Source organism: Roseivivax sp. THAF30 (assembly GCF_009363575.1).
Taxonomy (GTDB): Bacteria; Pseudomonadota; Alphaproteobacteria; order Rhodobacterales; family Rhodobacteraceae; genus Roseivivax; species Roseivivax halotolerans.
Genome location: NZ_CP045389.1, coordinates 2,098,257 through 2,123,539 on the forward strand (window position 1 = coordinate 2,098,257; position 25,283 = coordinate 2,123,539).

The window sequence follows — 25,283 nt, forward strand, 5'->3', positions numbered from 1 at the left end:
TCTTCCCTTGGTGAAATCAATGCCGGGTCAGGCTGTGGGCCTGACGTGGCTCGCGAAGGCCTCTGCGGCATCCACGATGTCGGTGACAGGCCGAACGATATCGATGGTCAGAACGTCCGGCCCGTCCGGCGCTTCGAGAAGCGCGAACTGGCTGTCGATCAGGCTGGCGGGCATGAAGTGGTCGCTACGCCCGGCCATACGTTCGGCGACGAGAGACCGTGACCCCGACAGGTGCACGATCCGCAGGTCGCTGAGCGCCGATGCCAGCCGGTCCCGATAGGAGCGCTTCAAGGCGGAACACGCGATGACGGTGTCCTTCCCCGAGTTCAGCGCCGCCTCTGCGATCCGGTCAAGCCAGCTCCAGCGATCCTCGTCAGTCAGCGGATCGCCACGGCTCATCCGGGCGACTGCCGATTCCGAATGGTAGCTGTCGGCCTCGATGAACTGCGTGCCAAGACGGTCGGCCAGCCTGCTGGCGACGGACGACTTGCCCGTTCCGCACACCCCCATGACCAGCACGTGTGTCACGCAAATTCCTCCCAAAATGCAGCTTCCCGCCGAATGACAGCGCTATCATTAGTTGACAGCGCTGTCATTGGTCAAGGATAGACTCAGCAAGGAGCAAAGAATGACGCAAGCGCCAAGAAAAAGCCCGCCACGCGTGACCTTGGAGGATGTGGCACGCCGCGCGCAGACCTCGACGATCACCGTCAGCCGGGCATTACGCCGCCCCGGAATGGTGTCGGAGAAGCTGCGCGAGCGAATCGCGAAAGCGGTGACCGAACTCGGTTACGTTCCCGATCCCGCGGCGAGCGCGCTTGCCTCGCGCCGCTCGAACGTCATCGGTGTTCTGATCCCGTCCGTCACCAATTCCGTCTTCGCGGAGGTTCTGTCGGGGCTCTACGACACGATCGCGGGCAAGCCGTTCAACGCCCAGCTCGGCAACACGCGCTATGCGCCCGAGACCGAGGACGAGCTTATCCGCGTCTTCCTCAGCCAGCGGCCCGCAGGGCTCGTCGTGACGGGAATTGACCAGTCGCCCGTCTCTCGCGCCCTGCTCGCTGCCGCGGATTGCCCCGTCGTGCAAATCATGGAACTCGGCGAGACGCCCACCGACATGATGGTCGGCTTCTCGCACAGGGATGCCGCACGAACGGCAACGGACCATCTGATAGAACGCGGCTACAAATTCCCCGCCTTTATCGGGGCCCGCATGGACCCTCGGTCGGAGCGACGATTGCAAGGCTTCCGCGACGCCATCGCGGCCGCAGATATTGCAGAGGGGGATCGCGTCGTGACCACGCCTACCCCGTCGAGCGTCACGCTCGGCGAGACCCTGCTGGCTGAGCTTCTGGCGCAAGCGCCCGAGACCGATGCGATCCTTTGCAACAACGACGACCTTGCCCTCGGCGTGCAGTTCGCCGCCCATCGCAGGGGCATCGCTATCGGTCCTGAACTTGGCCTCTGCGGGTTCAACGACATCGAGGTCATGGAAGCCGCACATCCGTCCATCACCAGCGTGCGGACTTTCCGGCGCGAGATGGGCCGGCTGGCCATTGATATGCTGATGGCGCGTATCGAAGGCAAAGACGTGGACGAGAACGTGCGCGACCTCGGCTACGCACTGATGCCGCGGGACAGCACGATGAGAGAATGAGGATCGGTCACGCCAGGCGAAGAGCGCCGGACAAGCGCGACGTTTGGCTATGCGCGCCCTCCCGTGCCTGAGAGATCGTCATCCAATGCCTGCGAGGACATCCTGACCGGTTCCGCATTGGAACCCTCTTCCGACGCATCCGGTTTTGATGCTCAGAACGTATTGAATGACACGCCCACGAAGACATCTTCTGACAGGAACCGACACCCTGCCCTCAAGCTCAGGCGCGTGTCCGGAATACGTTTCGAAACGGCCAAGGCGGCGTCGTCATATGTGTCGCTTCCCCCCCGGCTGACCTCGATCGCGAGCCCGGCGGAGGAGATGTTGGCCTGCGCCAGCACGAACCACGCCGAGTCGATCGTGTCATATTCAACCTGCCCGTAGAGCCCGCCGAAACCCGTGGCCCTGTAGTGATCCGCGACAAGCTTGAGCCCAATCTCGCCGTTGTCGAACCCATCCCCTGCCTCGTGTTCGATCTTGGCAGACGGTCCGATCTTGAGGCTTGTGCCGTCGGCCGAGTACAGGGTGTAGCCAGTCGAAACGGCAAGCTGCGCCTCGTCGCCGGAAGACGAGAGAACTGAGCCGAAGGTCAGCCGATCCCGCGTCACTGACCCCACCGCCACCGCCGTCTCGGTCGAGAAATCCGCTTGCAGGAAGGTGCCGTCCGCTTTGGCGGCTGGGGCCACGATTGTCGCCAAAAGGGCTCCGGTCGCGATAGCTCCGTTTATACGCATTGCGATCCTCGTTATTGCATTGGAATTGCGGGCGCAGGGCGTCGCAGAATTGATCGCCTAGTCACGCGAGAAGTAGCCGGCAGATTGCAGACGCGTCTGCAGCTTAGCCAATGTCGACGACAAGCTCGCAGCTTCGGCTGAGGAAGCATTCTCGCGCGGATAGACTTCCTCGCCGTTCGCAATGCCTTCGGCCACCCGGACAAGCTCTGCAATGGGGCGCAGCACGAGCCCGCTGATGAGCGCATAGACAAGGGAGAGTGCCGCGATCAGAAGCCCCATACCCCAGGTCGAACGCAGCTCGTCGAGGAAGCCCGGGGTATCTGGGTCGCTGGCAGGCACGCGCACGATAAGGTTCCAGCCGAGGTCGGGCACGACGAGACCGCCGACATTGCTCGCGAAAGCGGAGACGAACTCTGTCGACGAGGTATCGGTGAGCACACTGGCGGGATGGCGCGGTCCGGTTGCCTGGTTCCGCTCCTCCTCCAGCAATTCATTGCCGAACAGGTTCGTGTCGCTGGCAACGACGCGGCCGTTGCGATCGACAATGAAGGCGTCGAGCCCGAACGTGTCGGCAACGTTTTGAACGTAGCCGCGCACCCATCCGAGGCTCACCCTGTAGACGACCACCGCTTGCGGCAGCCCGTCCGGCCCCAGAACGGGTCGCGAGAAATTCAGGAACGTCTGGTCGAGTTCGTCGCTCTGGTCCGATGCGAAGACATCACCGACGCTTTTCCCGCGCAATCCATCGCGGAACCACTCAGCGTTGGAGACATCCTCCCCGACGCGCCAGTCTCTCGAGCCCGCGATGATCGTGCCTCCCGGATCCGCGATACCGGCCCAGGTGACCGCGTAGCTTGCATCGGCCGCGGCGTTGACGAATTGATCGCGCGTGTCGGCTTGCGAGATGTCGACGTTGCGGACGACAGCCCCGAGGCTGTTCCATTCCCGCTCGATCGCCTCTGTGAACGTGGTGCGCATCGCTTCAGCCCCACGCAGGGCACTCGCTCTTTGTGCATCGGTTTTCACTTCCTGCGTCTGGAGAAACAGCCACAGGATGGAACAGGCGAAAATCAGGATCGCGAAAAGGATATTCCCGCCGATCACGACGACCGCGAGCCTTGGTGCAGTCATGTCTTTCATTTTCAGCTTCTCAAACAATCTTGTTTCAGGCGTCACGCTTTGTGACCGTTGGACAGCCTCATTTTGGAGCCGCAATCCGGCTGAACTTGGGCCCGAGCGACATGCGGGCATCACGAGTATATTATCTGCTTACCACACCGCAAAATATTGAAACGTCTTGGAAAATCAGGACATCGGGTGACCGCTGGACGAGCCCTGCACCCGTGGGTTAACCAATGCGACCTCGAGATGTCGGCATGGCTCTCTCTCGCCGCGCTTTGATCGCACGCGGTCGCCGTGGAGCAGGTCTTCCAAGCGCAGCTTGGCGTTAGCCAAAGACGCTTCGCACCCAATCGAGTGGACGGCGCTCGAAAAAAGCACGGCCCGTTCGCCCTACCACGCAGCCCAATTCCGAATCCTGGTTCAAGGCCGGGACGCGCAGCGTGACATCGAACCGCTCGAGGTGTTGCTGGGACGGCGCGACGGCGAGATTGCCGTAAATCCTCTCGGCGCCACTTCCCGCAAGACGGGTCACCGTCGCATCGTAGATGTCGGACTGTCCCGACATCCTGAATTCGGCGGATTGTCCGAGTGTGAGGTCGTTGTAAATCCGCTCGGTTACCGACAGCGTCACGATCAAGGACTCGCAATCGAGGATCCGCAACAGCGGATCGCCGCGCTGGACGTTGACGCCGTCGGCCTGAAGCACCTCCCAGAAAAGGCCCGAGACCGGGGAAGAGAGCTGCCCCCCGCCTGCCAGTGTGGCACGCACGCGCGATTGATCGACGCGAGCTGACACAGCGTCCAAGCGCTCCTGTGCCCGCACCAGATCGGCTTCGAGCGCGGCGATGTCCGTTTCGAGCTGCATCGACAGCTGCTCCGAGACCGGCGCATCGTTGTAGCCATCTCCGAGATACACACCGGCACGCGCCGCCGCGAGTTCGATCTCCAGAACGGCCACCCGTTCCCGTGCCGAGGTGAGCGTCAAGCCTCCTTCGTCCGCGCTTTGCGTATCAGATCCGTCCTCCGCCGGTGATCCGCCGGTTTCTGTATCCGCTTCGACCGTCACGTTCCCCGCTTCGAGACGCTCGACGCGCTCGCGGGCGAATTCGAGGCGGGTGGCAAGCTCCTCCACTCGCCTGTCCTGGTAGGATGCACTCCGTTCAGCAAGACGGTCGCGAGCCTGTTTCGCGGCCTCCAGGCGCTCGGTGGCATGGGTCAGTTCGGTCTCGGCGAAAGATTGCTCCATCTGCAAATCGGACAGCCGGACGTTGTCGACGAGGCGATCCTCAACCCGCGCCAGCACTTCACCTTGTTCGACACGCGCGCCGAGAACACGGTCTTCAACGGTGAGATCGCCTGCCACCGGCGCACGCAGCGTGACGACTTCCGCATTCACGACCGCGTTCGCGCTCGCGCCCGACATCTGCTCGCCAATGATGACCCACAACGCGGCAACAACGATCAAACCGCCGATAACAAGACGCAAATACCTCAAGGTCTGCCCTCTCTTCTTCATCCACGCCCAGAGACAAAGGCGCGGCGTTTACCAAGATCACCCCACGCAAATCGAAGAAACTTGGCAACCTTATGGCGGTGAGCACGCCTCACCTTCCCGCTTAGCAAGATCAACAAACATGTGAAGCGTGCTCGGGAAATATGCCTCGGAGAGCGCATGTGCAGGATTGCGTGGTTCGGCAACGCACTGCGTCAAACGGGCCATCGCGAGATATCCCGGCAGGTCGCTGGTCTGAATCGGCCTGCCATTCTCGTCTCGCGCCACGATCACGCGGCCCGTCTCGGGCGGTCCGAAAAAGTCCTGCATACGCGACAGGGCCGGATGGTCCGAGACGCCGGACCACCGCAGGAACAGGCCCGCCCGCATGGCATCATAGCTCGCGGCAGTTACGCGATCCGCAGGAACGGCATACCCCTGCGATGTGACGTCGATCCAATCCGGCACGAAACCGCGGATCGCAAGTTCCGCAAGACAGGTTTGCCCATGATCGGCTGCCTGAATCAAACGCGGCCGGGACGCGGCCTCGCCCAGTTCGCGCAATGCGCGGGGCATGATATAGGACGGGTTGAACAGAACCCTGCGGTCCGTGACGCGCGATTCCGCCGACGGTTTCAGCAGCGGCTCACTCGGGGCACGCGGATCATTGGCGAGGCAGAGATCCTCAATCGCTCCGCAGATCTCTTGCCAGGATCCCGCGTCGATCGGCCATCCTGAGTCGCGGGACGCCCGCAGCAAGGCCCAGGCGCGAAACAGATCGCCATCGGTGGCCGTGATCCAGTCTTCGCCGGCAATGCCCGCATCCGGCGTCCAACGCCATGCCATGAGCGGATCCTGCCGCACCAGCAAATGCCGGATTGTCCACCGCTCGATGCTCTCGAACGCGACGCGATCGCCGGCGGCCTGCGCGAGGAGCAAACCATATCCCTGCCCTTCGGAGTGGGAGATGCCACCCTGCTCCGGATCACTCACTCGCCCATCGTCCCTCAGGAACCGGGATTTCCAGGCATCCCAGCGCCCCGCAAACGCGCCCGCGGCCCGCACCGGCCGGGAGGCGAGGCAGGCAAGCGCTCCAGCCACGAAACTGCGGCGATTCACGGGCATGGGGCGATGTTCCTCAGCTTCTGAATTGCAAGCGGCGGGCCACGTCTCCGAGTATCGCGGTGATCCGCACGTTCGACACACCCGGTGCCGTGCCATCGGCATAAAAACGCAGAAAAAGAGCTTCGCGTTGCTCAGGCGTCGGGGACAATTGCACGCGTGCACCGTCGCGTGTGGGCGCGATCACGTAGCTCTCGACATCACCGACCCCTTCGATCCGCAGCATGCCTCGGTCGTCAGGAGCGAAGGCATGCCCGCGGATCCGCGCGGTGTCGCTCGTCAGGGAGACGAGCCAGACGCTGTGTGCCGCCGCCCCGCTCTGGAAGACTGCGCGTTCCGGCGCATCGGCGACGTGCCGCTCCCGGCGCGGCAGCTCCACGCAAGCAAGGCAGGTGATGCTGAGAACGACAAGGTTGTAGACCGTCCAGAACAGAACCACCCATTTGCCGTCACCGGCGTCGTTATAGGCGTAGCCGTCGAAGAAAATGCCGAGGCAAAGCCCGATAAAGGTCAGTGCAAGCAGGATCGCGAAAGGCGCCATGATCCGCCACTGGATCACGATGCGCGACCGATCCCCGCCCTTGGCCGTGACGGAAAACGGATGCCCTTTGGGTTTCAACAGACCCACGATCGCGGCTCGGCTGATCGGGATCGCGGCGATCAGCTGGCTCACATCATGAAGCAGCGGCAACACCATCCTCGGTGCCAGGAGGTTCATCGCGAACTGCACCCAGATGTAGAAAACGCCGAAGTAGATGAGGACATCCTCAAGGCGGGCATCGACGACGATGATGTTGAAATACCAATAGAGCAGCGGAAAGGTGATCGCGGCGATGCGGAAGACGAAGCTCGGCAACCAGTAGAAGACCGAGTCGATCACGCTCCACCGGTCGCGCAGACGCAGGTTGTTCTTTGCGAAAGGACCGACCGAGGATCGGGCGATCTGCATGAGCCCCAGGCACCACCTTGCCCGCTGGGTGACGTATTCCTTGAGCCCTTCCGGCGCGAGTCCTTCGGTCAACGGCTCGTTCAGGTAGACCGTCTTGTAACCTTTCTCCTGCATCTTGAGCGACAGGAGAAAGTCCTCGGTCACGCTTTCGGTCGGCATCTTGCCGATCTTCATCAAGGCGTCGTAGCGCGCGATCGACGAGGTGCCGCAGCAGATCGTGATGCCCCACGCATCGCGCGAGGATTGCATGTAGTCGAAGAAGAAACGCTGCTCGTCGGGATAGGACCGCGAGATGTTGAGATTGTGCTGGATCGGATCGGCATTGAAGAAATGCTGCGGCGTCTGCACAACGCCCACATCCGGATCGTGGAACAATGCCAGCGAGCGCGAGACAAAGCCCCGGTGCGGCACGAAATCGGCGTCGAGGACGGCTACGAATTCGGGCGGCTCGGCATCCTCGGCGAGCCGGTCGAGCGCATGGTTGATATTGCCGGCCTTGGAACCCTTATTGTCCGGTCGGCGCATGTAGCGCACACCTTGGCCCGCGCAATACTCCTGCAACCAGTCGCGGCGACCGTCATCGAGGACAAGGATTTCCTTGTTCTGGTAGCGCAGCGATTTCGCGCCGACGATGGTGCGTTCCAGCACCTCGAGTTCCTCGTTATAGGTCGCGATAAGGATCGCGACCCGCGGCGCTTCGTTTCCCCACCATCCCGCGTGCTGATCGGCCTCGGTGCTGCGGTCGCGATACCGCGACAGGATGACGAAGGCGGAAAGCGAGCCGACGAGTGCGCTCAGCTCGAGCGCCAAGAGCGCGCTGCTGGCGGCGAAATCCAGCGTCAGCCCGACCGGCGCCAGCGTCTCGGTCGCCCTCCACCACGCGTATCGCAGGGCCAGCAAGAACGCGATGCCGAACAGAAAGCTGCGATGCCACACGTTCTTTCGGTCGACAAACGCGCTCAAGACGAGGCCGAGCCCCACGACCAGCATCATCTGCATGAATGCCGATCCAAGCGATCCCAGTTGCGGGAAGTACATGACGTCGTGTTCCTTCGCGTTTCAGGTCCGGCTCTTGGCGCCCTGCCCTCGTTTTCGGTTGCGATACCGGCCTGACCAGAAGACCTGCAACCGTTGGGCATAGCTCATCCCATAGCCAACCGAAGGAATTCGTTGATTTTGTGACGGACGAAGGCTTACGCGCCGTAGCTGACCTTGATGATCCGCGACAGGCAAACGTCGCTGCCATCGCGGTTGAGGGTTTCGCGAGCAACGCAGGCTCCCGATGCGAAATTGAGGCGAAACGTTCGGCGCGCTCTACGTCTCGGTCCGATGCGCTCGTTGCGCAAACTGTTCCAAACTGGAGGCCCGCCATGCCCGGACCGCTTGAGGGATTTCGGATCATCGATCTGACCACGATGATCTCGGGCCCCCTCGCCACGATGACGCTCGCCGACCAAGGCGCGGAGGTCATCAAGATCGAGCACCCGAACGGAGGTGATCACAGCCGGCAGGTGACCGGCCGGCGCGGTGGGATGTCTGCATCCTTCCTCAACAACAACCGGGGCAAGAAATCGGTCACGTTGAACCTCAAGGACCCGCGCGGGATCGAGGCTGCGCTGAAGCTTTGCGAGACCGCCGATGTCGTCGTGCAGAACTTCAGACCAGGCGTGATCGATCGCATCGGGCTCGGGGAAGAGGCGGTACGCGCCGTGCGGCCCGATGTGATCTACACCTCCATCGCCGGTTTCGGCTTCACCGGAGACTGGGCGCGCCGTCCTGTCTATGACCCGCTCATCCAGGCCCTTTCAGGGCTGGCGAGCGTGCAAGGCGGCGCCGATGCCGCGCGGCCCAGGCTCGTCCGCACGATTCTCCCCGACAAGCTGACCGCGATCCAGACGGCGCAGGCCATCACTGCCGCGCTCCTGGCGCGTAGCCGCACCGGCAAGGGCAGCCACGTCCAGATTTCCATGCTCGACACGGTGTTGGCGTTTCTCTGGAGCTCGGACATGTCAGGCTACACCTTCGTCGGGGACGAGCTGGAGCCTGCGGCGGACGCGGATGCCCAGACTTTCGTGGAACTCATCTACCGGACGGCGGATGGATGGATGGCGGTCTCGGCGCATACCGACAGCACGTGGAAGGGGCTGTCCGCCGCCGTCGGCCGACCTGACTGGCTCGAAGATCCGCGATTTGCCAGCGTCGCCGCCCGAGAGGAAAACAAGCCTGCCCGGCTCGAGCTGACACAAGAGGCCTTGCTCGAGGACACGACGGAGAACTGGATGCGCCGCCTGACCGAGCATGATGCGCCCTGCGCGCCGGTGCTCACCCGCGCCGAGGTTTGGTCGCATCCGCAGGTGGAAGCGAACGGCGCGATCCTCGAACAGGATCACCCGCAGGCGGGCCGTATACGACAAGCCAGGAGCCCGGCCCGGTTCTCAGGCACTCCGCCCGGAGACCCGGCGCCGGCGCATCTGCTTGGGCAGGACACGCGCTCAGTGCTCGAAGACGCCGGCTACGATCCGGCTACGATCGACGAGATGATTGCGAGCGGCATCGCGACGGAAAAACAGGAGAGCAATCCGTGATCGATCTCTACTTCGCGCCAACACCCAATGGATGGAAGGCGGCCATCATGCTCGAGGAGACGGGGCTCGACTATCGTCTCAATCTCATGCGCCTCGCCGAGGGCGACCAGTTTGCGCCCGAGTTCCTCAAGATCAGTCCCAACGCGAAGATGCCCGCCATCGTCGATCACGCCCCTGCTTCGGCTTGGGGCGAAAGTCCGGTTTCCGTTTTCGAGTCGGGCGCGATCCTCCTTTATCTCGCGGACAAGACGGGCGTGTTCGCACCGCCGCCGGAAGATCTGCGCGCGCGCAAGGAACTGATGGAATGGCTGTTTTGGCAGGTTGGCAACCAGGGACCAATGGGCGGCCAGCTCAGTCATTTTCGCAATTACGCGCCCGAAGACGACCGCGCCTATGGCTTCAAGCGGTATCTTGGCGAATACGACCGGAACCTCGGCGTTCTCGAGAACCGTCTCGATGGGCGCGACTACCTTCTCGGGGCGTATTCCATAGCGGATATGCTGGCATTCCCTTGGGCCTTCATCGCCAAGCCTCTTGGCGCTTCGCTCGAAGACTTCCCGCGCGTGGCCGAGTGGCGCCGCCGGATCAAGGAACGCCCGGCCGTGCAGCGTGCAATCGACCTGCACAAGTCGGACCAGAACCGCGGACGGCACAGGGCCGACAACAACAGGGTGTTGTTCAATCAATCCGCCAGCTCGCTTCGTCAGAACTCAGCGCCAGGCAAAGAATGACCGGCGCTTTGACTGCCCCATACAGATTGAGGGCATCCGTTGACCGGCAGGCGCCATCATCGGAGAACCGCAGGCCGGCAGAGCGTTACAACCCCGTCTTGCGTGGATAACGTCGCCTCGATGGCAAAAAGGGACGATCATGACGATCACGAACCAGGCCGAATTGGACGGCATGAAGGCTATCGGGCGGATCGTCGCGAATACCTTGCGCGACATGGCGGCAGCGATGGAGCCCGGCATGACCACTCGGGAGCTAGACGAGATCGGGCGAGATCTCCTAGCGCAGGAAGGCGCAGTTTCCGCACCCAAAGCGACCTACCGTTTCCCCGGCACGACCTGCATCAGCGTGAACGAGGAAATCGCTCACGGGATACCGGGCGAACGCGTGATCGCGCGCGGGGATCTCGTGAATATCGACGTCTCGGCGTCGAAGAACGGGTATTTCGCGGATACCGGCGCGACCTGCATCGTGCCCCCGCCCGATCCCGCGAAAGCGCGTCTCTGCCGCGACGGTCGACGCGCCATGGAGATCGGGATCGCAAAGGTCGGCGCCGGCAAGCCCCTCGCCGGGATCGGCCAGGCAATCGGGCGGTTCGCATCGGCACGGGGCTACACGCTCATTCGGAACCTCGCGAGCCACGGCGTCGGTCGGTCCCTTCACGAATATCCGGGCGAGATCGCCACTTGGCCGGACCGCCGGGAGCGCCGCCGAATGACGACAGGGCTCGTCTTCACGATTGAGCCGTTTCTTTCCACCGGCGGCATGATGGCGACGGACGGGAAGGACGGCTGGACATTGTACTGCGAACCGAGAGCGCCAGTCGTGCAGTACGAACACACCGTGATCGCGACGAGACGCGGTGCGATGGTCGTGACCGTCCCGAGTTGAAGGCCACCCGGTGCTTGCACCCCCGAGGGGTGCGACCGGACCCGGCCAGTCAGAGCCTGTCAGGCAGGACACGTCCGCGACTCTTGTGCTTCTTTGATTGCTGTGACAGCCTCAATCTCGCAACAGGGGCGTCCGCCATGCGCGGGCTGAGAAGCACCCTTCGAACCTGAACCGGATCATGCCGGCGGAGGAAGTTGCGGAGATGGCCCCGAAAGGTGAATGCCGTCTGCCGTGCCTCCGCCCGACAAGGAGGCACCATGCACACCCCCGGAACAACCCTGAGCGCCATGCGCGCCTCGGCTCCTCTCGTTCACAACATAACCAATTTCGTCGCCATGAACGTCATGGCGAATGTCCTTCTGGCCATAGGCGCGTCGCCCGCGATGGTCCATGCGCGCGAGGAAGCGGCGGAATTCGCCGGATTGGCACAGGCACTCACCGTGAATATCGGCACGGCGGATCCCGCATGGGGCACCGCGATGCAGGAGGCCGCGGCCGTCATGTCCGAGGCCAACCGCCCCTGGGTCTTCGATCCGGTCGGCGTGGCCGCCACGCGGTTTAGGCAGGACCTGTCCGATCGGCTACTCGATTTGAAACCGACAGTGGTGCGCGGCAATGCCTCCGAGATCCTCACCTTGGCGGGTCTTGGCGGCTCTGCACGCGGCGTGGATGCCGGTGACAGCGTCGCCTCGGCCGAGGATGCGGCGCGCGCCCTGGCCCAACGAACCGGCGGTGTGGTCGCCGTTTCCGGCCCGGTCGACTACATCACGGACGGTGCCCGCGTCGCGCGCGTCTCCAACGGTCACCCGATGATGGCGCGGATCACGGTCATGGGCTGCTCGCTCAACGGGGTGATCGCGGCTTTTTGTGCCGATCATCCGACGTTCGATGCGACTGTCGCGGCGCTTGCGGCCTATGGTGCCGCCGGCGAAATGGCGGGCGCGGCGGCGCAGGGACCGGGCAGCTTCCAGGTGGCGTTTCTCGATGCGCTCCATGCCCTCACACCCGAGGCACTGAACGCCGCCGCGCAGATCGAGCTCGCGACATGATCGGGCCGGTCTACGTCGTGACGGACCCGGGCGCACCTATCCCAGTGGCCGATCAGGCGATGGCCGCCGCCCGCGGCGGGGCCTGGGCGGTGCAGATCCGCGACAAGACCATGCCCGACACGGACCTTGCACGCCTGACCGAAGCACTGATGGAGGCGCTCGCCCCGATGGACGTACGCGTCTTCGTCAATGACCGGATCGAGGTGGCACGCAGCACGGGCGCCGACCTCCATATCGGCCAGGGCGATGGCGAGCCGGAGCGCGCCCGCGCGCGGATCGCGCCAGGCGCTCTGCTCGGCCTGTCGATCGAGACGATAGCGCAATGCAGGCGCATTCCATCGGGCGTCGACTATATCGGCGCCGGTCCCTTTCGCGCCACACCGACCAAGCCCGACGCGGCAGAGCCCATCGGGAGCGAAGGGCTGGCCCGCATCGTCCGAGCCGCGCCGGTGCCGACCATCGCGATCGGCGGGCTGACCGCGCGGGACATCCCCACCCTGAAACACGCGGGGGCGTCCGGAATGGCCGTCGTTTCGGCCGTCACACGCGCCGCGGACCCCGAAGGGGCAACCCGCGCCCTCGTCGATACTTGGAGACAGGTATGATACCGAACATCCTCTCTATCGCCGGATCAGACCCGTCGGGAGGCGCCGGCATCCAGGCAGACCTCAAGGCGATCTCGGCCAATGGCGGCTATGGCATGGCCGTGATCACGGCGCTGACAGCACAGAACACACATGCCGTGCGTGCGGTGCTGCTGACCGAACCGGGCATGGTCACCGAGCAGATCGCAGCCATCCGCGAGGATATCCGCATCGATGCCGTGAAGATCGGCATGCTGGGCAGCGCGGCTATCATCGAGGCCGTGGCCGCCGCGCTTTCGGACCTTGCCGCGCCTGTGGTGCTGGACCCGGTCATGGTGGCCAAGGGCGGCGACCGCTTGTTGGCGGAAGAGGCCGTGAGCGCTCTTCGCGACCGGCTCCTGCCGATTGCCACGGTTATCACGCCGAACCTGCCCGAGGCCGCTGACCTCTTGGGCGAGGACGCGGCAACGAACCGGCCCGGCATGGAGGCACAGGCAAAGGCCTTGCTGGCCCTCGGGCCATCAGCGATCCTGATGAAGGGTGGACACCTCTCCGGAGACCAGAGCCCCGACCTTCTGCGAACTCGGGATGAGAGCCTCTGGCTCGAAGGCATTCGTCATGTCACGCGCAACACCCATGGAACGGGCTGCACGCTGTCTTCGGCGCTCGCCGCGCATCTTGGCCACGGCCTCGCTTTGCCGGAGGCGGTGGCGCGAGCGAAGTCCTACACCGCCGCTGCGATCGCGCAGGCAGACGAGCTCGCTGTCGGCTCCGGTCACGGTCCGGTTCATCATTTTCATTCGATAATCCCGGAAGCCGTTTGACCACGCCTGGCATGCTGGACCAGTCCACCATCCCGACCAATCTCAAGGGACTTTCCTGGCCTGCGAAAGGAGGGTCGTGGCCGTGCTCACGCCCGGCTTTCTTCTCATACCGGGCCTGCCGGCGGATCAGGTCAGCGTCAGCCGAACCGGCTCCAGCCCTTCGCAAGTGCCAACAAGAACGTCACCGCGCGCGACAGCCCCGACGCCAGAGGGCGTGCCGGTCATCACGATATCCCCGGCTCCGAGCGCGTAGAGCGTGTTGAGGTCGTTCAGAATTTCGGGCACCGACCAGACCATGTCCGCAAGCGCACCCTCCTGCCGGAGCGTGTCGTTGACCGTAAGCGAGAGCACCTGTGCGCCGATCCCGCCGAATTCGGAAGCCGCTGTCAGAGGGCCGATGACGGCGCTCGCCTCGACGTCCTTGGCGGTCGACCACGGCCGGCCTTTCGCTTTCGAGGCCGCTTGCAGATCGCGCCGCGTCATGTCGAGCCCGACCGCATAGCCGAAGACCGCGCTCATCGGATCTGCCGCATCGACCGGCCCGTGAAGCGCAACCACGAATTCGACCTCGTGGTGATAATCCTCCGTGCGTGGCGGCATCGGATGGCTGCCAGACCCCACGGCGTGATGCGGGGACTTGGTGAAATAGAACGGCGCTTCGCGGTCGACCTCGTTGCCCATCTCGGCGGCGTGGGCAGCGTAATTTCGTCCGACGCAGAAGATCCGGCGCAGCGGAAAGCGCGCCGCCTCCCCGTGGATCTCGAGGCTCGGTTGGCGTTCGGGGTCGAAAATGTAGGACATGAGGCGCCTCAGATTGATTTTTCGCGACATTGCCACGCGGCCCCGCAAAGAGAAACCCCGGCGCCTTGCGGCACCGGGGGTCACTTGCACACAGGTGGGCTATCAGCTCGCCGCTGCGACGGCCCGTTTGGTCATCACCTTCACGATATGCGCGCGGTAATCGCCGGAGCCGTGAAGGTCCGAGATCATGTTCGAGCCATCCGGAGCCGACAGGCTCTCGATCGCATCAGCCGAGAAGTTCGACGAGAGCGCGCTCTCGGCCTCGCTCCAGCGGAACACGCCTTCGTTCGAAGCGCCGGTGACCGCCACGCGGACACCATCGGCGTATTTCGCCACGAAGACACCGACAAGCGCGAAGCGCGAGGCCTGCTGCTCGAACTTCTGGTAGTTCGATTTCTCCGGGATCGGGAAGCGGACCTCGGTGATGATCTCCGCCTCTTCGAGCGCGGTTGCGAACATGCCCTGGAAGTAATCGTCCGCGGCGATCTCGCGCTTGTTGGTCTTGATCGTCGCGCCCGTGCCGAGCGCTGCGGCCGGGTAGCAGGCCGAGGGGTCGTTGTTGGCCAGGCTGCCGCCGATGGTGCCACGGTTACGCACCGCGGGATCACCGACATTGGCGGCGAGGTTGGCGAGGCCCGGGAAATCCGCCATCGCCTCTTTCGCGACCGTGCCATGCGTCGTACCGCCGCCGATGGCGAGCTGGCCGTCATCGGTCTTGCAGACACCCTTGATTTCCGCGATGCCCGTGAGGCTCACGAGCTTTGTCGGCATGGCAAGGCGCTGCTTCAGCGTCGGAATGAGAGTCTGACCGCCTGCGAGCGGCTGCGCGTCCTCCTCGCCGAGGGCTTTGACCGCCTCGTCGATGGATGTGGGCCGCACCAGATCGAAATTGTACATCTTGTCCTCCTTCTGGCCGCGTCTGGGGCTCTGCCCTCACGATCCGGCCGAAAATAGATGGGTGGGTCCGGGAGGCCGCGCCCCCCGGACTGGCCTCACTTCTGCATCGCAGCCCAGACGCGCGCCGGTGTCGCGGGCATGTTGATGTGCTCGACATGGGTGTGGCCACCCGAATGCAGCGCATCGATCACGGCGTTGATGACCGCGGGCGGCGAACCGATGGCTCCGGCCTCCCCGCAGCCCTTCACCCCGAGCGGGTTGTGGGTGCAGGGCGTCTGGCAGGAATGGTCCACCTGGTAGAACGGCACATCATCGGCGCGCGGCATGGCGTAATCCATGTAGGACGCGCTCAGAAGCTGGCCGTTCTCGTCATAGGCGCAATTTTCCAGAAGCGCTTGGCCGACACCTTGGGCGATCCCGCCATGAACCTGGCCGGAGACGATCATCGGATTGATGATGTTGCCGAAATCATCGGCGGCCGCGAACCGCTCCACCGTGACCTTGCCGGTCTCGGGGTCCACCTCGACCTCGCAGGCATAAGCGCCAGAGGGATAGGTGAAGTTCGCCGGATCGTAGAAGGCCGTCTCCTCGAGCCCCGGCTCGATATCCTCGAGCGGATAGTTGTGCGGCACGTAAGCTGCCAGCGTCACATCTCCCCAGGCGACCGACTTGTCAGTGCCCGCGACGGTGAACTGGCCGTCCTTCAGCTCGATATCGGCCTCGGAGGCTTCGAGAAGGTGTGAGGCGATCTTCTTGGCCTTGTTGATGATCTTTTCGGTCGCCCGGACCATGGCCGAGCCGCCCACCGCAATGGAGCGCGAGCCGTAGGTGCCCATGCCCATCGGCGTGTTTGCAGTGTCGCCATGGACGATCTCGACCATCGAGGCATCGATGCCCAGCATCTCGGCCACAACCTGCGGGAAGGAGGTCTCGTGCCCCTGCCCGTGGCTGTGGCTGCCGGTCATCACCGTGATGCCGCCCGTGGCGTTCACACGCACCGTCGCGCTTTCATAAAGACCCGCACGTGCACCAAGCTGTCCGACAAGGTTCGACGGCGCGATGCCGCAGGCCTCGATATAGCAGTTGATGCCGAGCCCGCGCAGCTTGCCGCGCTTCTCGCTTTCCTTGCGACGTGCCTCGAAGCCCGCGAAATCAGCGATCTCCTGCAGCTTGTCCATCGTCGCATCGTAATCGCCCGTGTCGTATTCTACGGCAACCGGAGTTGCATAGGGGAACTCGGTGATGAAGTTCTGCCGGCGCAATGCGACCGGATCGACGCCAAGCTCGCGCGCCGCCTTGTCCACGACCCGCTCGAGCTGGAACGTCGCCTCGGGACGACCCGCCCCGCGATAGGCATCGACCGGGACGGTGTTGGTGAAGACCGCCTTCACGTTCACGTAGATGAGCGGCGTCTTGTAATTGCCCGCCATCAGCGTGCCGTGCAGCCAGGTCGGCACGGAGGGTGCGAAAGTGGACAGATACGCGCCCATGTTGGCGTAAGTCTCGGTCCGGATCGCCGTGAAGTTGTTGTCCTTGTCGAGCGCGAGCTCGATCTTGGTGACGTGGTCCCGGCCATGTGCGTCCGACATGAAGGCTTCGGAGCGCGAGGAGGTCCACTTCACGGCCCGCTTCAGCTGGCGCGCGGCAAAGGTGCAGAACGCCTCTTCGGCATAATGGAAGATCTTCGTGCCGAAGCCGCCGCCCACATCGGGCGCGACGACACGCAGCTTGTGCTCGGGGATGCCGAGAACGAAGGCGCCCATCAGAAGCCGGATCACGTGGGGGTTCTGAGAGGTGGTGTAGAGCGTCGACATATCGTCGGCGCGGTTGTAATCGCCGACGGCAACGCGCGGCTCCATCGGGTTGGCGACGAGACGGTTGTTCACCAGCTCGAGCGTGGTGACATGCGCCGCTTCCTTGATCGCCTTGTCGACCGCCTCGCGGTTCTCCTCGACGAAGCCCCAGTCGTAGCAGAGGTTGTTGTCGAGATCGTCGTGCACCTTCGTGGCCCCGTCCGCGACGGCGGCCTTCATGTCCACGACCGCGGGCAGTTCCTCGATGTCGAGCTCGATCGCCTCGGCGGCGTCGCGCGCCTCTTCGAGCGTCTCGGCGACGATGGCCGCGATCGGATCGCCCACATGGCGGACCTTGCCTTGCGCGAGGACAGGATGCGCGGGCTCCTGCATCGGGTTGCCGTGCCGGTCCGTGACCTGCCAGCCGCAGGGAATGCCGCCGACGCCTTCGAAATCAGCGCCGGTGAAGATGCGGACGACGCCCGGCATACCGGATGCGGCGCTGGTGTCGATGTTCTTGATCCGGCCATGCGCCACATCCGAGCGCAGGAAATGCACATAGGCCTGACCATAGATGTTCACGTCGTCGGTATAGTTTCCGACGCCAGTCAGAAAGCGGACGTCCTCGCGCCGCTTGGTGCTGGCTCCGATGCCTGTGTCCTTCGGCATGTCTTATCCTCCCTTGGGTCGATGCGGGTCATGCCGCATCTGGAATGCTCACAGGGTGCGCCCGAAGGCACACCGCCCGTTCAGATCATTCGGCCGCGATCTGTTCGACGTCCTGTCCGGATGCCGCCATGATCGCCTTGATGATGTTGTGGTAGCCCGTGCAGCGGCAGATATTGCCTTGCAGGTAGGAGCGGATCTCGTGCTCGCTGGGCTTGGGGTTTTCCTTCAACAGCGCCGCCGCCGACATCACCATGCCCGGCGTGCAGAAGCCGCATTGGAGGCCGTGATGGTCCTGGAATGCCTGCTGGATCGCGTTGAGCGAGCCGTCGGGATTGGCCGCGCCCTCGATGGTCGACACCTCGGCCCCGTCCGCCTCGGCGGCGAACATCGTGCATGCCTTCACCGCCTCGCCGTTCACATGCACGACGCAGGCACCGCATTGCGACGTGTCGCAGCCGACATGGGTGCCGGTCAGGCGCAGATCATTGCGCAGAAAATTGACGAGGAGCGTGCGCCCCTCGACCTCACCGGAAACGGACTTGCCGTTCACCGTCATCGAAACCTTGGTCATAAAATCCTCCCTTGGATCTTTGTCTCTTGTGCCTTGTCCGGTCGCGCCCTTCCGCGACCGGTCTGTCCCGCCCCGGTCAGGAGACGAGACGCTTGAACCAACCTTTTTTCTTGTCGCCCGGCGTCTCTTCGGCCTCTGGGGCCTCCTCGGGATCGGCCGGGCCTTCGATCGCCTCTTGCAGGCGGGTGAAGAACTGGTCCGCCATCTTCTTGGCGAACCCGTCGATCACGCGGCTGCCAAGCTGCGCGAGCTTGCCGCCGACATTGGCGTCCACGTCGTATTTCAGAAGCGTGCCTTCGCCGTTCTCCTCGAGGTGCACCGTGGCGCTGCCCTTGGCGAAGCCCGCGGCGCCGCCCTTGCCCTCGCCCGAAAGCTTCAGCGAATTGGGCTCGTCGCGCTCCGATACGTTGACCTGTCCCTTGAACGTCGCCTTCACCGGGCCGACCTTCTGAACGACCGTGGCCTCGAACCCGTCTTCGGCGTTGCCGGTCATCTCGGTACAACCTGGCACGCATTCCTTCAGAACGTCGGGATTCAGGATCGCCGCCCAGACCACCTCTCGGGGGGCGGCCACTTCGCGGGAATCGCTCATCTGCATGGAATGTCCTCTCCTTTTGCGGCGAGGTTAGGGATCAACCTTTCGCCGGGGTATTAGACCTTTTGCCGAGTGGCCCGGTCGCTGCCGGCCTTTCGCCGCCGCCCCGCCCCGGCTAGGTTTTCCAGGATCGGAAGGGGAGCCGCGGAATGCGAGCCGGTATCGCAACAGAGGGTGTAAGCTTTCGCTACGGACGTAAAGAGGTGCTGAACGATGTCGGCTTCTCCGTGGAGCGCGGACGCTTCGCCGCGCTTCTGGGTCCGAACGGCGCGGGCAAGTCGACGCTCTTCGGCCTGCTCACCCGTCTGTTCACCACGCCCGAAGGCCGGATCGAGATCGCCGGGCAAGACATGCGCAAAACGCCCCGCGCGGCGCTGGCGCGGATGGGTGTGGTCTTCCAGTCGACGACGCTCGATCTCGACCTGACGATCCGCCAGAACCTGCGCTATTTCGCGGCGCTGCACGGGCTTTCTGGCCGCGCGGCCGAAGCCCGGATCGACGCCGCGCTGGAGAGGCTGGCCATTGCCGATCGTGCAGGAGAGAGAGCGCGCGGTCTCAATGGCGGACACAGGCGGCGGACGGAAATCGCCCGCGCCCTCATCCACGATCCCGAGGTGCTGCTGCTCGACGAGCCGACCGTCGGCCTCGATGCCGCCGCGCGGGCGGGGATCACCGACCATGTGCACCGCCTCTGCGCTGACGAGGGTCTGACCGTTCTCTGGGCGACGCACCTGACCGACGAGGTTGCCGATACCGACCGGCTCATCGTCCTGCATGAAGGGCGCATCCATGCCGATGGCGAAGCGCGCGAGATCCGGGGCGCGCAGGATCTGAGAACCTGCTTTCTAAAGATGACCGGCGCCGACGAGGCCAGCGCATGAGCGGCTACTGGACGGCCCTGCGCGCCATCGTCCTGCGCGAGGCGCTGCGCTTCGTCCATCAGCGCGAGCGGTTCCTCGCCGCCCTGGTGCGCCCGCTCGTCTGGCTTCTGGTCTTTGCGGCGGGCTTCCGGGCGGCGCTTGGCCTCTCGATCATCCCGCCCTACCAGACCTACATCACCTATGAGACGTATATCGTGCCCGGCCTCTGCGGCATGATCCTGCTGTTCAACGGGATGCAAAGCTCGCTCAGCCTCGTCTATGACCGCGAGACCGGCTCCATGCGGCTTCTGCTGACCGCGCCCCTGCCCCGCTCGTGGCTCTTGTTCTGCAAACTTCTCGGCGCGACGCTGGTCGGCATTTTGCAGGTTTACGCCTTCCTCGCCATTTCCTGGGCTTTCGACATCACGATGCCGCCGGCGGGCTATCTTGCCGTCCTGCCCGCGCTGTTGATCGCAGGGCTGATGCTCGGCGCGCTGGGGCTCGCGCTCTCCTCGCTCATCAAGCAGCTGGAGAATTTCGCGGGCGTGATGAACTTCGTGATCTTCCCGATGTTCTTCCTGTCGACCGCGCTTTATCCGCTCTGGAAGATGGCCGAGAGTTCCACGCTGTTGCGCGACATCTGCGCGGCGAACCCCTTCACCCATGCGGTCGAACTGATCCGCTTCGCGCTTTACGTCGAGGCGAACCTGCCCGCGCTCGGCTGGACCGGGCTGGCCTTCGCGGCCTTCTGGGGCCTTGCCCTCTGGGGCTACGATCCGGCGCGCGGGTTGGTCCGCCGGAAGGGCTGAACCCGCACGTCACAAAGCCCGGTCGAGCGCCGCGTCGAGACGGGCAACGGTTGCGTCCACGTCCTTGAGCTTGTCGAGCCCGAAAAGACCCAGCCGAAAGGTCGAAAACCCCTCGGGCTCGTCGCAGGCCAGAGGCACGCCTGCCGCGATCTGCACGCCGTTTTTCGCGAAAGCCCGGCCGGACTGGACCTCGGGATCGCTCGTGTAACTCACGACGACGCCCGGCGCGCCATAGCCTTCCGCGGCGACGGACCGGATGCCTCGCGCGGCGAGGCTCTCCCGCACCCGCGCGCCCAGCTCGAACTGCGCCGCGCGCATCGCGTCGAACCCCTCGCTCTGCGTCTCGCGCATCGCATCGCGGAACGCGCGCAGCGCGTCCGTCGGCATCGTCGCGTGATAGGCATGACCGCCATTCTCGTAGGCCGCCATGATCGCGCGCCATTTCTTGAGATCGGCGGCAAAACTGTCCGACGTCGTCTCTTCCATCCGCTGCGCCGCGCGCTCGGACAGCATCACGAGCCCCGCTGAAGGGGTCGCAGACCAGCCCTTCTGCGGAGCGGAGATCAGCACGTCGACGCCAGTCGCCTCCATATCGACCCAGGCGCAGCCCGACGCGATACAATCGAGGACCATGAGCGCGCCGACCTCGTGGGCAGCCTCGCTCAGCCCCTCGAGGTAGTCATCGGGAAGGATGAGTCCCGCCGAGGTCTCCACATGCGGGGCGAAGACGATGTCGGGCCGTGTCTCACGGATCTTGGCCTGAACCTCCTCGATCGGCGCAGGTGCGAAGGGCGCGTCGATCTCGTTGCCATTGCGGCGCGCTTTCACGACATGAGCCTCTCCGCCGAAGCCGCCCGCTTCGAAGATCTGACTCCAGCGATAGGAGAACCAGCCGTTGCGGACAATCACTGCCTCGGCCTCCTGACCGAATTGCCGCGCGACCGCCTCCATCGCGAAGGTGCCGCCGCCGGGAACGATGGCGACCGCATGGGCCTTGTAGACCTCGCACAGCATCTCCGAGATGTCCCGCATCACGTCTTGGAAGTTCTGGCTCATGTGATTGAGCGAGCGGTCGGTGAAGACGACCGAGAATTCCTCGAGCCCGCCGGCGTCGATATCCTGATTGAGTGCCATTCTGCGGTCTCCTTCCCGTCACCTGTCGATGTGCTACGCCGTCCCGGCGCGGCTGGCAAAGCCTATCTCGGCATACCGGGGCTCACCCGATCGGGCCCGGCCGCCGCTCCTCGGACAGAAGCACATTGGCATCGAGGCTCGCCACGCCCGGTAGCGTCATGATCCTCCGCCGAAGCACGCGCTCGAAATCGGGCAGATCGCGCGCCACGACTCGCAGGCGGTAATCGTACATCCCGAGAATATGCTCGACCGTCTGCACCTCGGGTATCGCCGAAACGGCCCGCTCGAAATCTCCAAGGCTCGCCTGCCCCTTGGTGCCGAGCTTCACGCCAAGAAAGACGGTCACGCCGAAGCCGAGCTTTTCCGCGTCGAGATCGAGCCGCGTGCCGCGAATGACGCCCGCCTCGCGAAGCCGCCTGATCCGCCGCCACGCGGCCGGCTGCGAGAGCCCGAGCGCGCGGCCGATCTCGCCTGCCGAGGCATCCGCATTGTCCACGAGCGCCCTCAGGATCGCGCGATCGGTCTCGTCGGTCTCGATCATAGCGGTAGAGTCTCGTCATGTTTGACCCGGGCGATATGCATGAGCGCCTCGAGATCGGTAATATGCGGCAGAGCCAGCAGCTTTTCCCGGTAGAGGGTCTGATAATGCGCCAGATCGCGCGCGATGACGGAAAGCCGCACATCGACCTGACCAAGGAAGGTCTGGATCTCGATCACTTCGGGCACGCGCCGCGCCTCTGCCGCGAATTCTTCAAATGCGTTGCTTTGCGACTTGTCGAGCGTCACGCGCAGGGAGACCTCGACCGCATAGCCGAGCGCTGCCCAATCGATAATGGCGCGGGCACCGCGCAGGATGCCCGCGCTTCGCATCTTCCCGAGCCGCCGCGTCAACGTCGTCGCGGTGACGCCTGCTCGCTCGGCCAGTTCCTGACCCGAAAGATCGGGTGCGGCCTGAAACTGGCGAAGGATGCGTCGGTCCGTATCGTCGAGCATGAATTCTCCGACAAATCGCATATAGTCGAATTAGAATTTCGCTCTTTGCACAGAACGCCCGAATATCGCAACAACATTCATCCCTGTCGCGCCTATCTTGCCCGTCGGAACAAGAACCAGCCGAAGGAGGCATCCATGCGCGTGTATTATGACCGCGATTGCGACATCAATCTTATCAAGGACAAGAAGGTGGCCATCCTGGGCTATGGCAGCCAGGGCCATGCCCATGCGCTCAACCTGCGCGACTCCGGTGCCAAGAACGTGGTCGTTGCGCTGCGCGAGGGCTCCGCATCGGCGAAAAAAGCCGAAGGCGAAGGCCTGAAGGTCATGGAGATCGCCGAGGCCGCCGCGTGGTGCGACCTGATCATGTTCACCATGCCCGACGAGCTGCAGGCAGAGACCTACAAGAAATACGTGCATGACAACCTCAAGGAAGGCGCGGCCATCGCCTTCGCCCACGGCCTCAACGTGCATTTCGGCCTGATCGAGCCGAAGCCCGGTGTCGACGTCATCATGATGGCCCCCAAGGGCCCCGGCCACACGGTGCGCGGCGAATACACCAAGGGCGGCGGCGTGCCCTGCCTCGTCGCGGTCGACAACGACGCGACCGGCAAGGCCCTTGAGCTGGGCCTTTCCTACTGCGCGGCGATCGGCGGCGGCCGCTCGGGCATCATCGAGACGAACTTCCGCGAAGAATGCGAAACCGACCTCTTCGGTGAGCAGGCGGTTCTCTGTGGCGGCCTCGTCGAACTGATCCGCATGGGCTTCGAGACGCTGGTCGAAGCGGGATACGCGCCCGAGATGGCCTATTTCGAGTGCCTGCACGAGGTGAAGCTGATCGTGGACCTGATCTACGAAGGCGGCATCGCCAACATGAACTACTCGATCTCGAACACCGCCGAATACGGCGAGTACGTCTCCGGCCCCCGCATCCTGCCCTACGACGAGACCAAGGCGCGAATGAAGGCGGTTCTGAACGACATCCAGTCGGGTGCCTTCGTGCGCGACTTCATGTCCGAGAACCAGGTCGGTCAGCCGTTCTTCAAGGGCACGCGCCGCCTCAACGACGCGCACCAGATCGAGGAAGTCGGCGAGAAGCTGCGAGGCATGATGCCGTGGATCTCGGCCGGCAAGATGGTCGACCGCGCCAAGAACTGATCGAAGATCCGGGGCGGCGTTCGCGCCGTCCCGCCCCATGGGCGCCATGTTTTGGAGAGTGGCGCACCCGAAAGGATTCGAACCTTTGGCCTCTGCCTTCGGAGGGCAGCGCTCTATCCAGCTGAGCTACGGGTGCCTGATCGCGTTGCTAACCGCTCCGCCTCTCGGACGCAAGCAGGCTCGAAAGCCTCCCGGCAAAATCCTATCGCTCCGGTTTCCGCGCAGTCGCGAGCATCGTCATCTCGGGGATCATCGTGTCGATCTCGGTATCGGCGAACCCGGCTTCTGCCAAAAGCGCCGCGAGGCTCGTCGTATCGTTGGACCGTGCCTCGGGCGTGAAGGCCGTGTGCTGCAATTGCCAGAGCGCCGCGAGGCGCGGGCCATCGCGGCTGTCGCTCACGATGAAGTCGTGGATCATGACGCAGCCGCCGGGGCGCAGCACATGCATCGCTTTTTCCAGAAGTCCCGGCTGCGCGTCACCCGGCACGCCTGAGAAGAGATAAGACATCAGCACAGCATCGACGCCGTCCGGCCAGTCCGCCTCGATGGCATTGCCCTCGGCATAAGTGATGCGGTCCGAGAGTCCCGCCTCCTCCACGTAAGACCGCCCAAGCGTTGCGACGTTCGGGAAATCGAGGATCGTGACCTTAAGCTCGGGATAGGCTTTGCAAAGCCCAATGGCGAAAGCGCCGGTGCCGCCGCCGACATCCAGCACGTGCCGCGCATCGGCGAGGTCGACCTTCTTGGCCAATTGCCGCGCCGGTCCGGACGATCCGGCATGCTGGCTTTCGGAATAAAGCCGCGCCTCCTCAGCATCGCTGAACCAAGTCTCGTAACTGTCGGTGGCGCCAGGCGGCAATTCGCCCGTCAGTGCGGGGCCGAGCTGGTCGAGCAAGCGGTACATCTGCTTGCCGACCTGCAGCCGCAGGTAATCACCGAAATCGTACTTTGCGCCTTTCACGAGGAAAGCTTCCGCCGCGGGCGAATTCGAAAAACGCCCCTCCTCGACCGTCACGAGGCCAAGTCCCGCAAGCGCCGTCAGCAGGGTCGCTGCACGGTCGCCATGGACACCTGCCGCCTGCCCGATCTCCTCAGCGGTCTTCGCGCCACCTTGAAGGGTCGAGAACACCCCCAAATCAAGCGCCACGAACAGCGCTTTCGAGCCCATGAAGCCGAACGCGATGTCTGAGATCTGGTCGGCATCTTTCAACGGCTCGGGTGTCGGCATGAGGTGTCCTCGGTTGGTTGCGGAGTGGCACCCATCC

General features: G+C 64.0%; 25 protein-coding genes, 1 tRNA gene and 1 riboswitch. Of the genes, 10 read left to right on the forward strand and 16 right to left on the reverse strand.

The annotated features are described in order from the left end of the window. Window positions 1–27 precede the first annotated feature (27 nt). A complete protein-coding gene (locus tag FIU91_RS10170) occupies window positions 28–528 on the reverse strand; it encodes a gluconokinase (RefSeq protein WP_254701944.1) in 501 nt (166 codons plus the stop codon). Between the two features lie 100 nt (window positions 529–628). On the opposite strand from FIU91_RS10170, the gene FIU91_RS10175 reads away from it, so the two are divergent. Continuing rightward, on the forward strand, window positions 629–1,657 hold the full coding sequence (locus tag FIU91_RS10175; RefSeq protein WP_093009744.1) for a LacI family DNA-binding transcriptional regulator: 1,029 nt from the start codon (window positions 629–631) through the stop codon (window positions 1,655–1,657). A 152-nt stretch (window positions 1,658–1,809) separates the two neighbouring features. Here the strand turns inward: FIU91_RS10175 and FIU91_RS10180 are convergent, their stop codons facing one another. The 5 genes from FIU91_RS10180 to FIU91_RS10200 form a co-directional block, all read right to left on the reverse strand. Next, a complete protein-coding gene (locus FIU91_RS10180; protein WP_152462366.1) occupies window positions 1,810–2,391 on the reverse strand; it encodes a hypothetical protein in 582 nt (193 codons plus the stop codon). A gap of 57 nt (window positions 2,392–2,448) precedes the next feature. Further along, entirely contained in the window at window positions 2,449–3,531 is a 1,083-nt protein-coding gene (locus FIU91_RS10185; RefSeq protein ID WP_172974987.1) for a cache domain-containing protein, read from the reverse strand. A 307-nt stretch (window positions 3,532–3,838) separates the two neighbouring features. Beyond that, complete coding sequence (locus FIU91_RS10190; protein ID WP_152462368.1) at window positions 3,839–5,008, reverse strand: HlyD family secretion protein; 1,170 nt, start codon at window positions 5,006–5,008, stop codon at window positions 3,839–3,841. 90 nt (window positions 5,009–5,098) lie between these two features. Next, the gene (locus FIU91_RS10195) at window positions 5,099–6,130 is read right to left on the reverse strand and encodes a glycosyl hydrolase family 8 (RefSeq protein ID WP_172974988.1); all 1,032 of its coding nucleotides are present in this window, start codon (window positions 6,128–6,130) and stop codon (window positions 5,099–5,101) included. Between the two features lie 13 nt (window positions 6,131–6,143). After that, window positions 6,144–8,114 carry a glycosyltransferase gene (locus FIU91_RS10200; RefSeq protein ID WP_152462370.1) on the reverse strand — a complete coding sequence of 657 codons (1,971 nt, stop codon included), beginning with the start codon at window positions 8,112–8,114 and terminating at the stop codon, window positions 6,144–6,146. A 332-nt stretch (window positions 8,115–8,446) separates the two neighbouring features. Between FIU91_RS10200 and FIU91_RS10205 the strand changes: the two genes are divergently transcribed. The 6 genes from FIU91_RS10205 to thiD all read left to right on the forward strand — a co-directional run bounded on the left by FIU91_RS10205 (window position 8,447) and on the right by thiD (window position 13,738). Further along, complete coding sequence (locus FIU91_RS10205) at window positions 8,447–9,661, forward strand: CaiB/BaiF CoA-transferase family protein (protein ID WP_152462371.1); 1,215 nt, start codon at window positions 8,447–8,449, stop codon at window positions 9,659–9,661. Then, entirely contained in the window at window positions 9,658–10,392 is a 735-nt protein-coding gene (locus tag FIU91_RS10210) for a glutathione S-transferase N-terminal domain-containing protein (RefSeq protein ID WP_152462372.1), read from the forward strand. The genes FIU91_RS10205 and FIU91_RS10210 overlap by 4 nt, the downstream gene beginning before the upstream one ends. 139 nt (window positions 10,393–10,531) lie before the next feature. Beyond that, window positions 10,532–11,281 (forward strand): type I methionyl aminopeptidase, encoded by a 750-nt coding sequence (gene map / locus FIU91_RS10215; protein WP_152462373.1) that lies wholly within the window; start codon window positions 10,532–10,534, stop codon window positions 11,279–11,281. 114 nt (window positions 11,282–11,395) lie between these two features. Then, window positions 11,396–11,491, forward strand: a riboswitch (TPP riboswitch). Between the two features lie 47 nt (window positions 11,492–11,538). Then, a complete protein-coding gene (thiM, locus tag FIU91_RS10220) occupies window positions 11,539–12,330 on the forward strand; it encodes a hydroxyethylthiazole kinase (RefSeq protein ID WP_152462374.1) in 792 nt (263 codons plus the stop codon). Then, complete coding sequence (gene thiE / locus FIU91_RS10225; RefSeq protein ID WP_152462375.1) at window positions 12,327–12,935, forward strand: thiamine phosphate synthase; 609 nt, start codon at window positions 12,327–12,329, stop codon at window positions 12,933–12,935. Before thiM ends, thiE begins: the two co-directional genes overlap by 4 nt. Then, window positions 12,932–13,738, forward strand: coding sequence for a bifunctional hydroxymethylpyrimidine kinase/phosphomethylpyrimidine kinase (gene thiD / locus FIU91_RS10230; RefSeq protein WP_152462376.1), 807 nt, complete (start codon window positions 12,932–12,934; stop codon window positions 13,736–13,738). Before thiE ends, thiD begins: the two co-directional genes overlap by 4 nt. A gap of 126 nt (window positions 13,739–13,864) precedes the next feature. Here the strand turns inward: thiD and FIU91_RS10235 are convergent, their stop codons facing one another. From FIU91_RS10235 to FIU91_RS10255, 5 genes are all read right to left on the reverse strand, one after another. After that, the gene (locus tag FIU91_RS10235; protein ID WP_152462377.1) at window positions 13,865–14,539 is read right to left on the reverse strand and encodes a fumarylacetoacetate hydrolase family protein; all 675 of its coding nucleotides are present in this window, start codon (window positions 14,537–14,539) and stop codon (window positions 13,865–13,867) included. A 102-nt stretch (window positions 14,540–14,641) separates the two neighbouring features. After that, window positions 14,642–15,436, reverse strand: coding sequence for a xanthine dehydrogenase family protein subunit M (locus FIU91_RS10240; RefSeq protein ID WP_152462378.1), 795 nt, complete (start codon window positions 15,434–15,436; stop codon window positions 14,642–14,644). Window positions 15,437–15,531: 95 nt separating this feature from the next. Next, window positions 15,532–17,898: a xanthine dehydrogenase family protein molybdopterin-binding subunit gene (locus tag FIU91_RS10245; protein ID WP_152462379.1), complete on the reverse strand. Its 2,367-nt coding sequence runs from the start codon at window positions 17,896–17,898 to the stop codon at window positions 15,532–15,534. An 85-nt stretch (window positions 17,899–17,983) separates the two neighbouring features. Beyond that, the gene (locus FIU91_RS10250; protein ID WP_093009758.1) at window positions 17,984–18,469 is read right to left on the reverse strand and encodes a (2Fe-2S)-binding protein; all 486 of its coding nucleotides are present in this window, start codon (window positions 18,467–18,469) and stop codon (window positions 17,984–17,986) included. Window positions 18,470–18,545: 76 nt separating this feature from the next. Further along, the gene (locus FIU91_RS10255; RefSeq protein ID WP_152462380.1) at window positions 18,546–19,067 is read right to left on the reverse strand and encodes a CoxG family protein; all 522 of its coding nucleotides are present in this window, start codon (window positions 19,065–19,067) and stop codon (window positions 18,546–18,548) included. A 146-nt stretch (window positions 19,068–19,213) separates the two neighbouring features. Here FIU91_RS10255 and FIU91_RS10260 point away from each other — a divergent pair, with 146 nt between their 5' ends. Together FIU91_RS10260 and FIU91_RS10265 are read left to right on the forward strand one after the other, a co-directional pair. Beyond that, window positions 19,214–19,945: an ABC transporter ATP-binding protein gene (locus FIU91_RS10260; protein WP_093009760.1), complete on the forward strand. Its 732-nt coding sequence runs from the start codon at window positions 19,214–19,216 to the stop codon at window positions 19,943–19,945. Continuing rightward, window positions 19,942–20,733, forward strand: coding sequence for an ABC transporter permease (locus tag FIU91_RS10265; protein WP_152462381.1), 792 nt, complete (start codon window positions 19,942–19,944; stop codon window positions 20,731–20,733). The genes FIU91_RS10260 and FIU91_RS10265 overlap by 4 nt, the downstream gene beginning before the upstream one ends. A gap of 9 nt (window positions 20,734–20,742) precedes the next feature. Here the strand turns inward: FIU91_RS10265 and FIU91_RS10270 are convergent, their stop codons facing one another. The 3 genes from FIU91_RS10270 to FIU91_RS10280 form a co-directional block, all read right to left on the reverse strand. Then, window positions 20,743–21,867, reverse strand: coding sequence for an aminotransferase class V-fold PLP-dependent enzyme (locus FIU91_RS10270; protein WP_152462382.1), 1,125 nt, complete (start codon window positions 21,865–21,867; stop codon window positions 20,743–20,745). An 82-nt stretch (window positions 21,868–21,949) separates the two neighbouring features. Continuing rightward, the gene (locus FIU91_RS10275) at window positions 21,950–22,408 is read right to left on the reverse strand and encodes an Lrp/AsnC family transcriptional regulator (protein ID WP_093009763.1); all 459 of its coding nucleotides are present in this window, start codon (window positions 22,406–22,408) and stop codon (window positions 21,950–21,952) included. Further along, the gene (locus tag FIU91_RS10280) at window positions 22,405–22,860 is read right to left on the reverse strand and encodes an Lrp/AsnC family transcriptional regulator (RefSeq protein WP_093009764.1); all 456 of its coding nucleotides are present in this window, start codon (window positions 22,858–22,860) and stop codon (window positions 22,405–22,407) included. Before FIU91_RS10280 ends, FIU91_RS10275 begins: the two co-directional genes overlap by 4 nt. A gap of 135 nt (window positions 22,861–22,995) precedes the next feature. Between FIU91_RS10280 and ilvC the strand changes: the two genes are divergently transcribed. Further along, entirely contained in the window at window positions 22,996–24,018 is a 1,023-nt protein-coding gene (ilvC, locus tag FIU91_RS10285) for a ketol-acid reductoisomerase (RefSeq protein WP_093009765.1), read from the forward strand. Window positions 24,019–24,077: 59 nt separating this feature from the next. Here ilvC and FIU91_RS10290 read toward each other — a convergent pair. Continuing rightward, window positions 24,078–24,154: transfer RNA gene (locus FIU91_RS10290), tRNA-Arg, on the reverse strand. Between the two features lie 66 nt (window positions 24,155–24,220). Further along, window positions 24,221–25,246, reverse strand: a complete 1,026-nt coding sequence (locus tag FIU91_RS10295) for a methyltransferase (RefSeq protein ID WP_152462383.1) — start codon at window positions 25,244–25,246, stop codon at window positions 24,221–24,223. Between the last annotated feature and the right edge of the window lie 37 nt (window positions 25,247–25,283).

What these genes read in the sequence shown, in the direction of transcription:
- FIU91_RS10175 (WP_093009744.1), top strand. Translation starts at nt 629, where the DNA reads ATGACGCAAGCGCCAAGAAAAAGCCCGCCACGCGTGACCTTGGAGGAT.
- FIU91_RS10180 (WP_152462366.1), bottom strand. Translation starts at nt 2,391, where the DNA reads ATGCGTATAAACGGAGCTATCGCGACCGGAGCCCTTTTGGCGACAATC.
- FIU91_RS10185 (WP_172974987.1), bottom strand. Translation starts at nt 3,531, where the DNA reads ATGAAAGACATGACTGCACCAAGGCTCGCGGTCGTCGTGATCGGCGGG.
- FIU91_RS10195 (WP_172974988.1), bottom strand. Translation starts at nt 6,130, where the DNA reads ATGCCCGTGAATCGCCGCAGTTTCGTGGCTGGAGCGCTTGCCTGCCTC.
- FIU91_RS10200 (WP_152462370.1), bottom strand. Translation starts at nt 8,114, where the DNA reads ATGTACTTCCCGCAACTGGGATCGCTTGGATCGGCATTCATGCAGATG.
- FIU91_RS10205 (WP_152462371.1), top strand. Translation starts at nt 8,447, where the DNA reads ATGCCCGGACCGCTTGAGGGATTTCGGATCATCGATCTGACCACGATG.
- map (WP_152462373.1), top strand. Translation starts at nt 10,532, where the DNA reads ATGACGATCACGAACCAGGCCGAATTGGACGGCATGAAGGCTATCGGG.
- thiM (WP_152462374.1), top strand. Translation starts at nt 11,539, where the DNA reads ATGCACACCCCCGGAACAACCCTGAGCGCCATGCGCGCCTCGGCTCCT.
- thiE (WP_152462375.1), top strand. Translation starts at nt 12,327, where the DNA reads ATGATCGGGCCGGTCTACGTCGTGACGGACCCGGGCGCACCTATCCCA.
- thiD (WP_152462376.1), top strand. Translation starts at nt 12,932, where the DNA reads ATGATACCGAACATCCTCTCTATCGCCGGATCAGACCCGTCGGGAGGC.
- FIU91_RS10235 (WP_152462377.1), bottom strand. Translation starts at nt 14,539, where the DNA reads ATGTCCTACATTTTCGACCCCGAACGCCAACCGAGCCTCGAGATCCAC.
- FIU91_RS10240 (WP_152462378.1), bottom strand. Translation starts at nt 15,436, where the DNA reads ATGTACAATTTCGATCTGGTGCGGCCCACATCCATCGACGAGGCGGTC.
- FIU91_RS10245 (WP_152462379.1), bottom strand. Translation starts at nt 17,898, where the DNA reads ATGCCGAAGGACACAGGCATCGGAGCCAGCACCAAGCGGCGCGAGGAC.
- FIU91_RS10250 (WP_093009758.1), bottom strand. Translation starts at nt 18,469, where the DNA reads ATGACCAAGGTTTCGATGACGGTGAACGGCAAGTCCGTTTCCGGTGAG.
- FIU91_RS10255 (WP_152462380.1), bottom strand. Translation starts at nt 19,067, where the DNA reads ATGCAGATGAGCGATTCCCGCGAAGTGGCCGCCCCCCGAGAGGTGGTC.
- FIU91_RS10260 (WP_093009760.1), top strand. Translation starts at nt 19,214, where the DNA reads ATGCGAGCCGGTATCGCAACAGAGGGTGTAAGCTTTCGCTACGGACGT.
- FIU91_RS10265 (WP_152462381.1), top strand. Translation starts at nt 19,942, where the DNA reads ATGAGCGGCTACTGGACGGCCCTGCGCGCCATCGTCCTGCGCGAGGCG.
- FIU91_RS10270 (WP_152462382.1), bottom strand. Translation starts at nt 21,867, where the DNA reads ATGGCACTCAATCAGGATATCGACGCCGGCGGGCTCGAGGAATTCTCG.
- FIU91_RS10275 (WP_093009763.1), bottom strand. Translation starts at nt 22,408, where the DNA reads ATGATCGAGACCGACGAGACCGATCGCGCGATCCTGAGGGCGCTCGTG.
- FIU91_RS10280 (WP_093009764.1), bottom strand. Translation starts at nt 22,860, where the DNA reads ATGCTCGACGATACGGACCGACGCATCCTTCGCCAGTTTCAGGCCGCA.
- ilvC (WP_093009765.1), top strand. Translation starts at nt 22,996, where the DNA reads ATGCGCGTGTATTATGACCGCGATTGCGACATCAATCTTATCAAGGAC.
- FIU91_RS10295 (WP_152462383.1), bottom strand. Translation starts at nt 25,246, where the DNA reads ATGCCGACACCCGAGCCGTTGAAAGATGCCGACCAGATCTCAGACATC.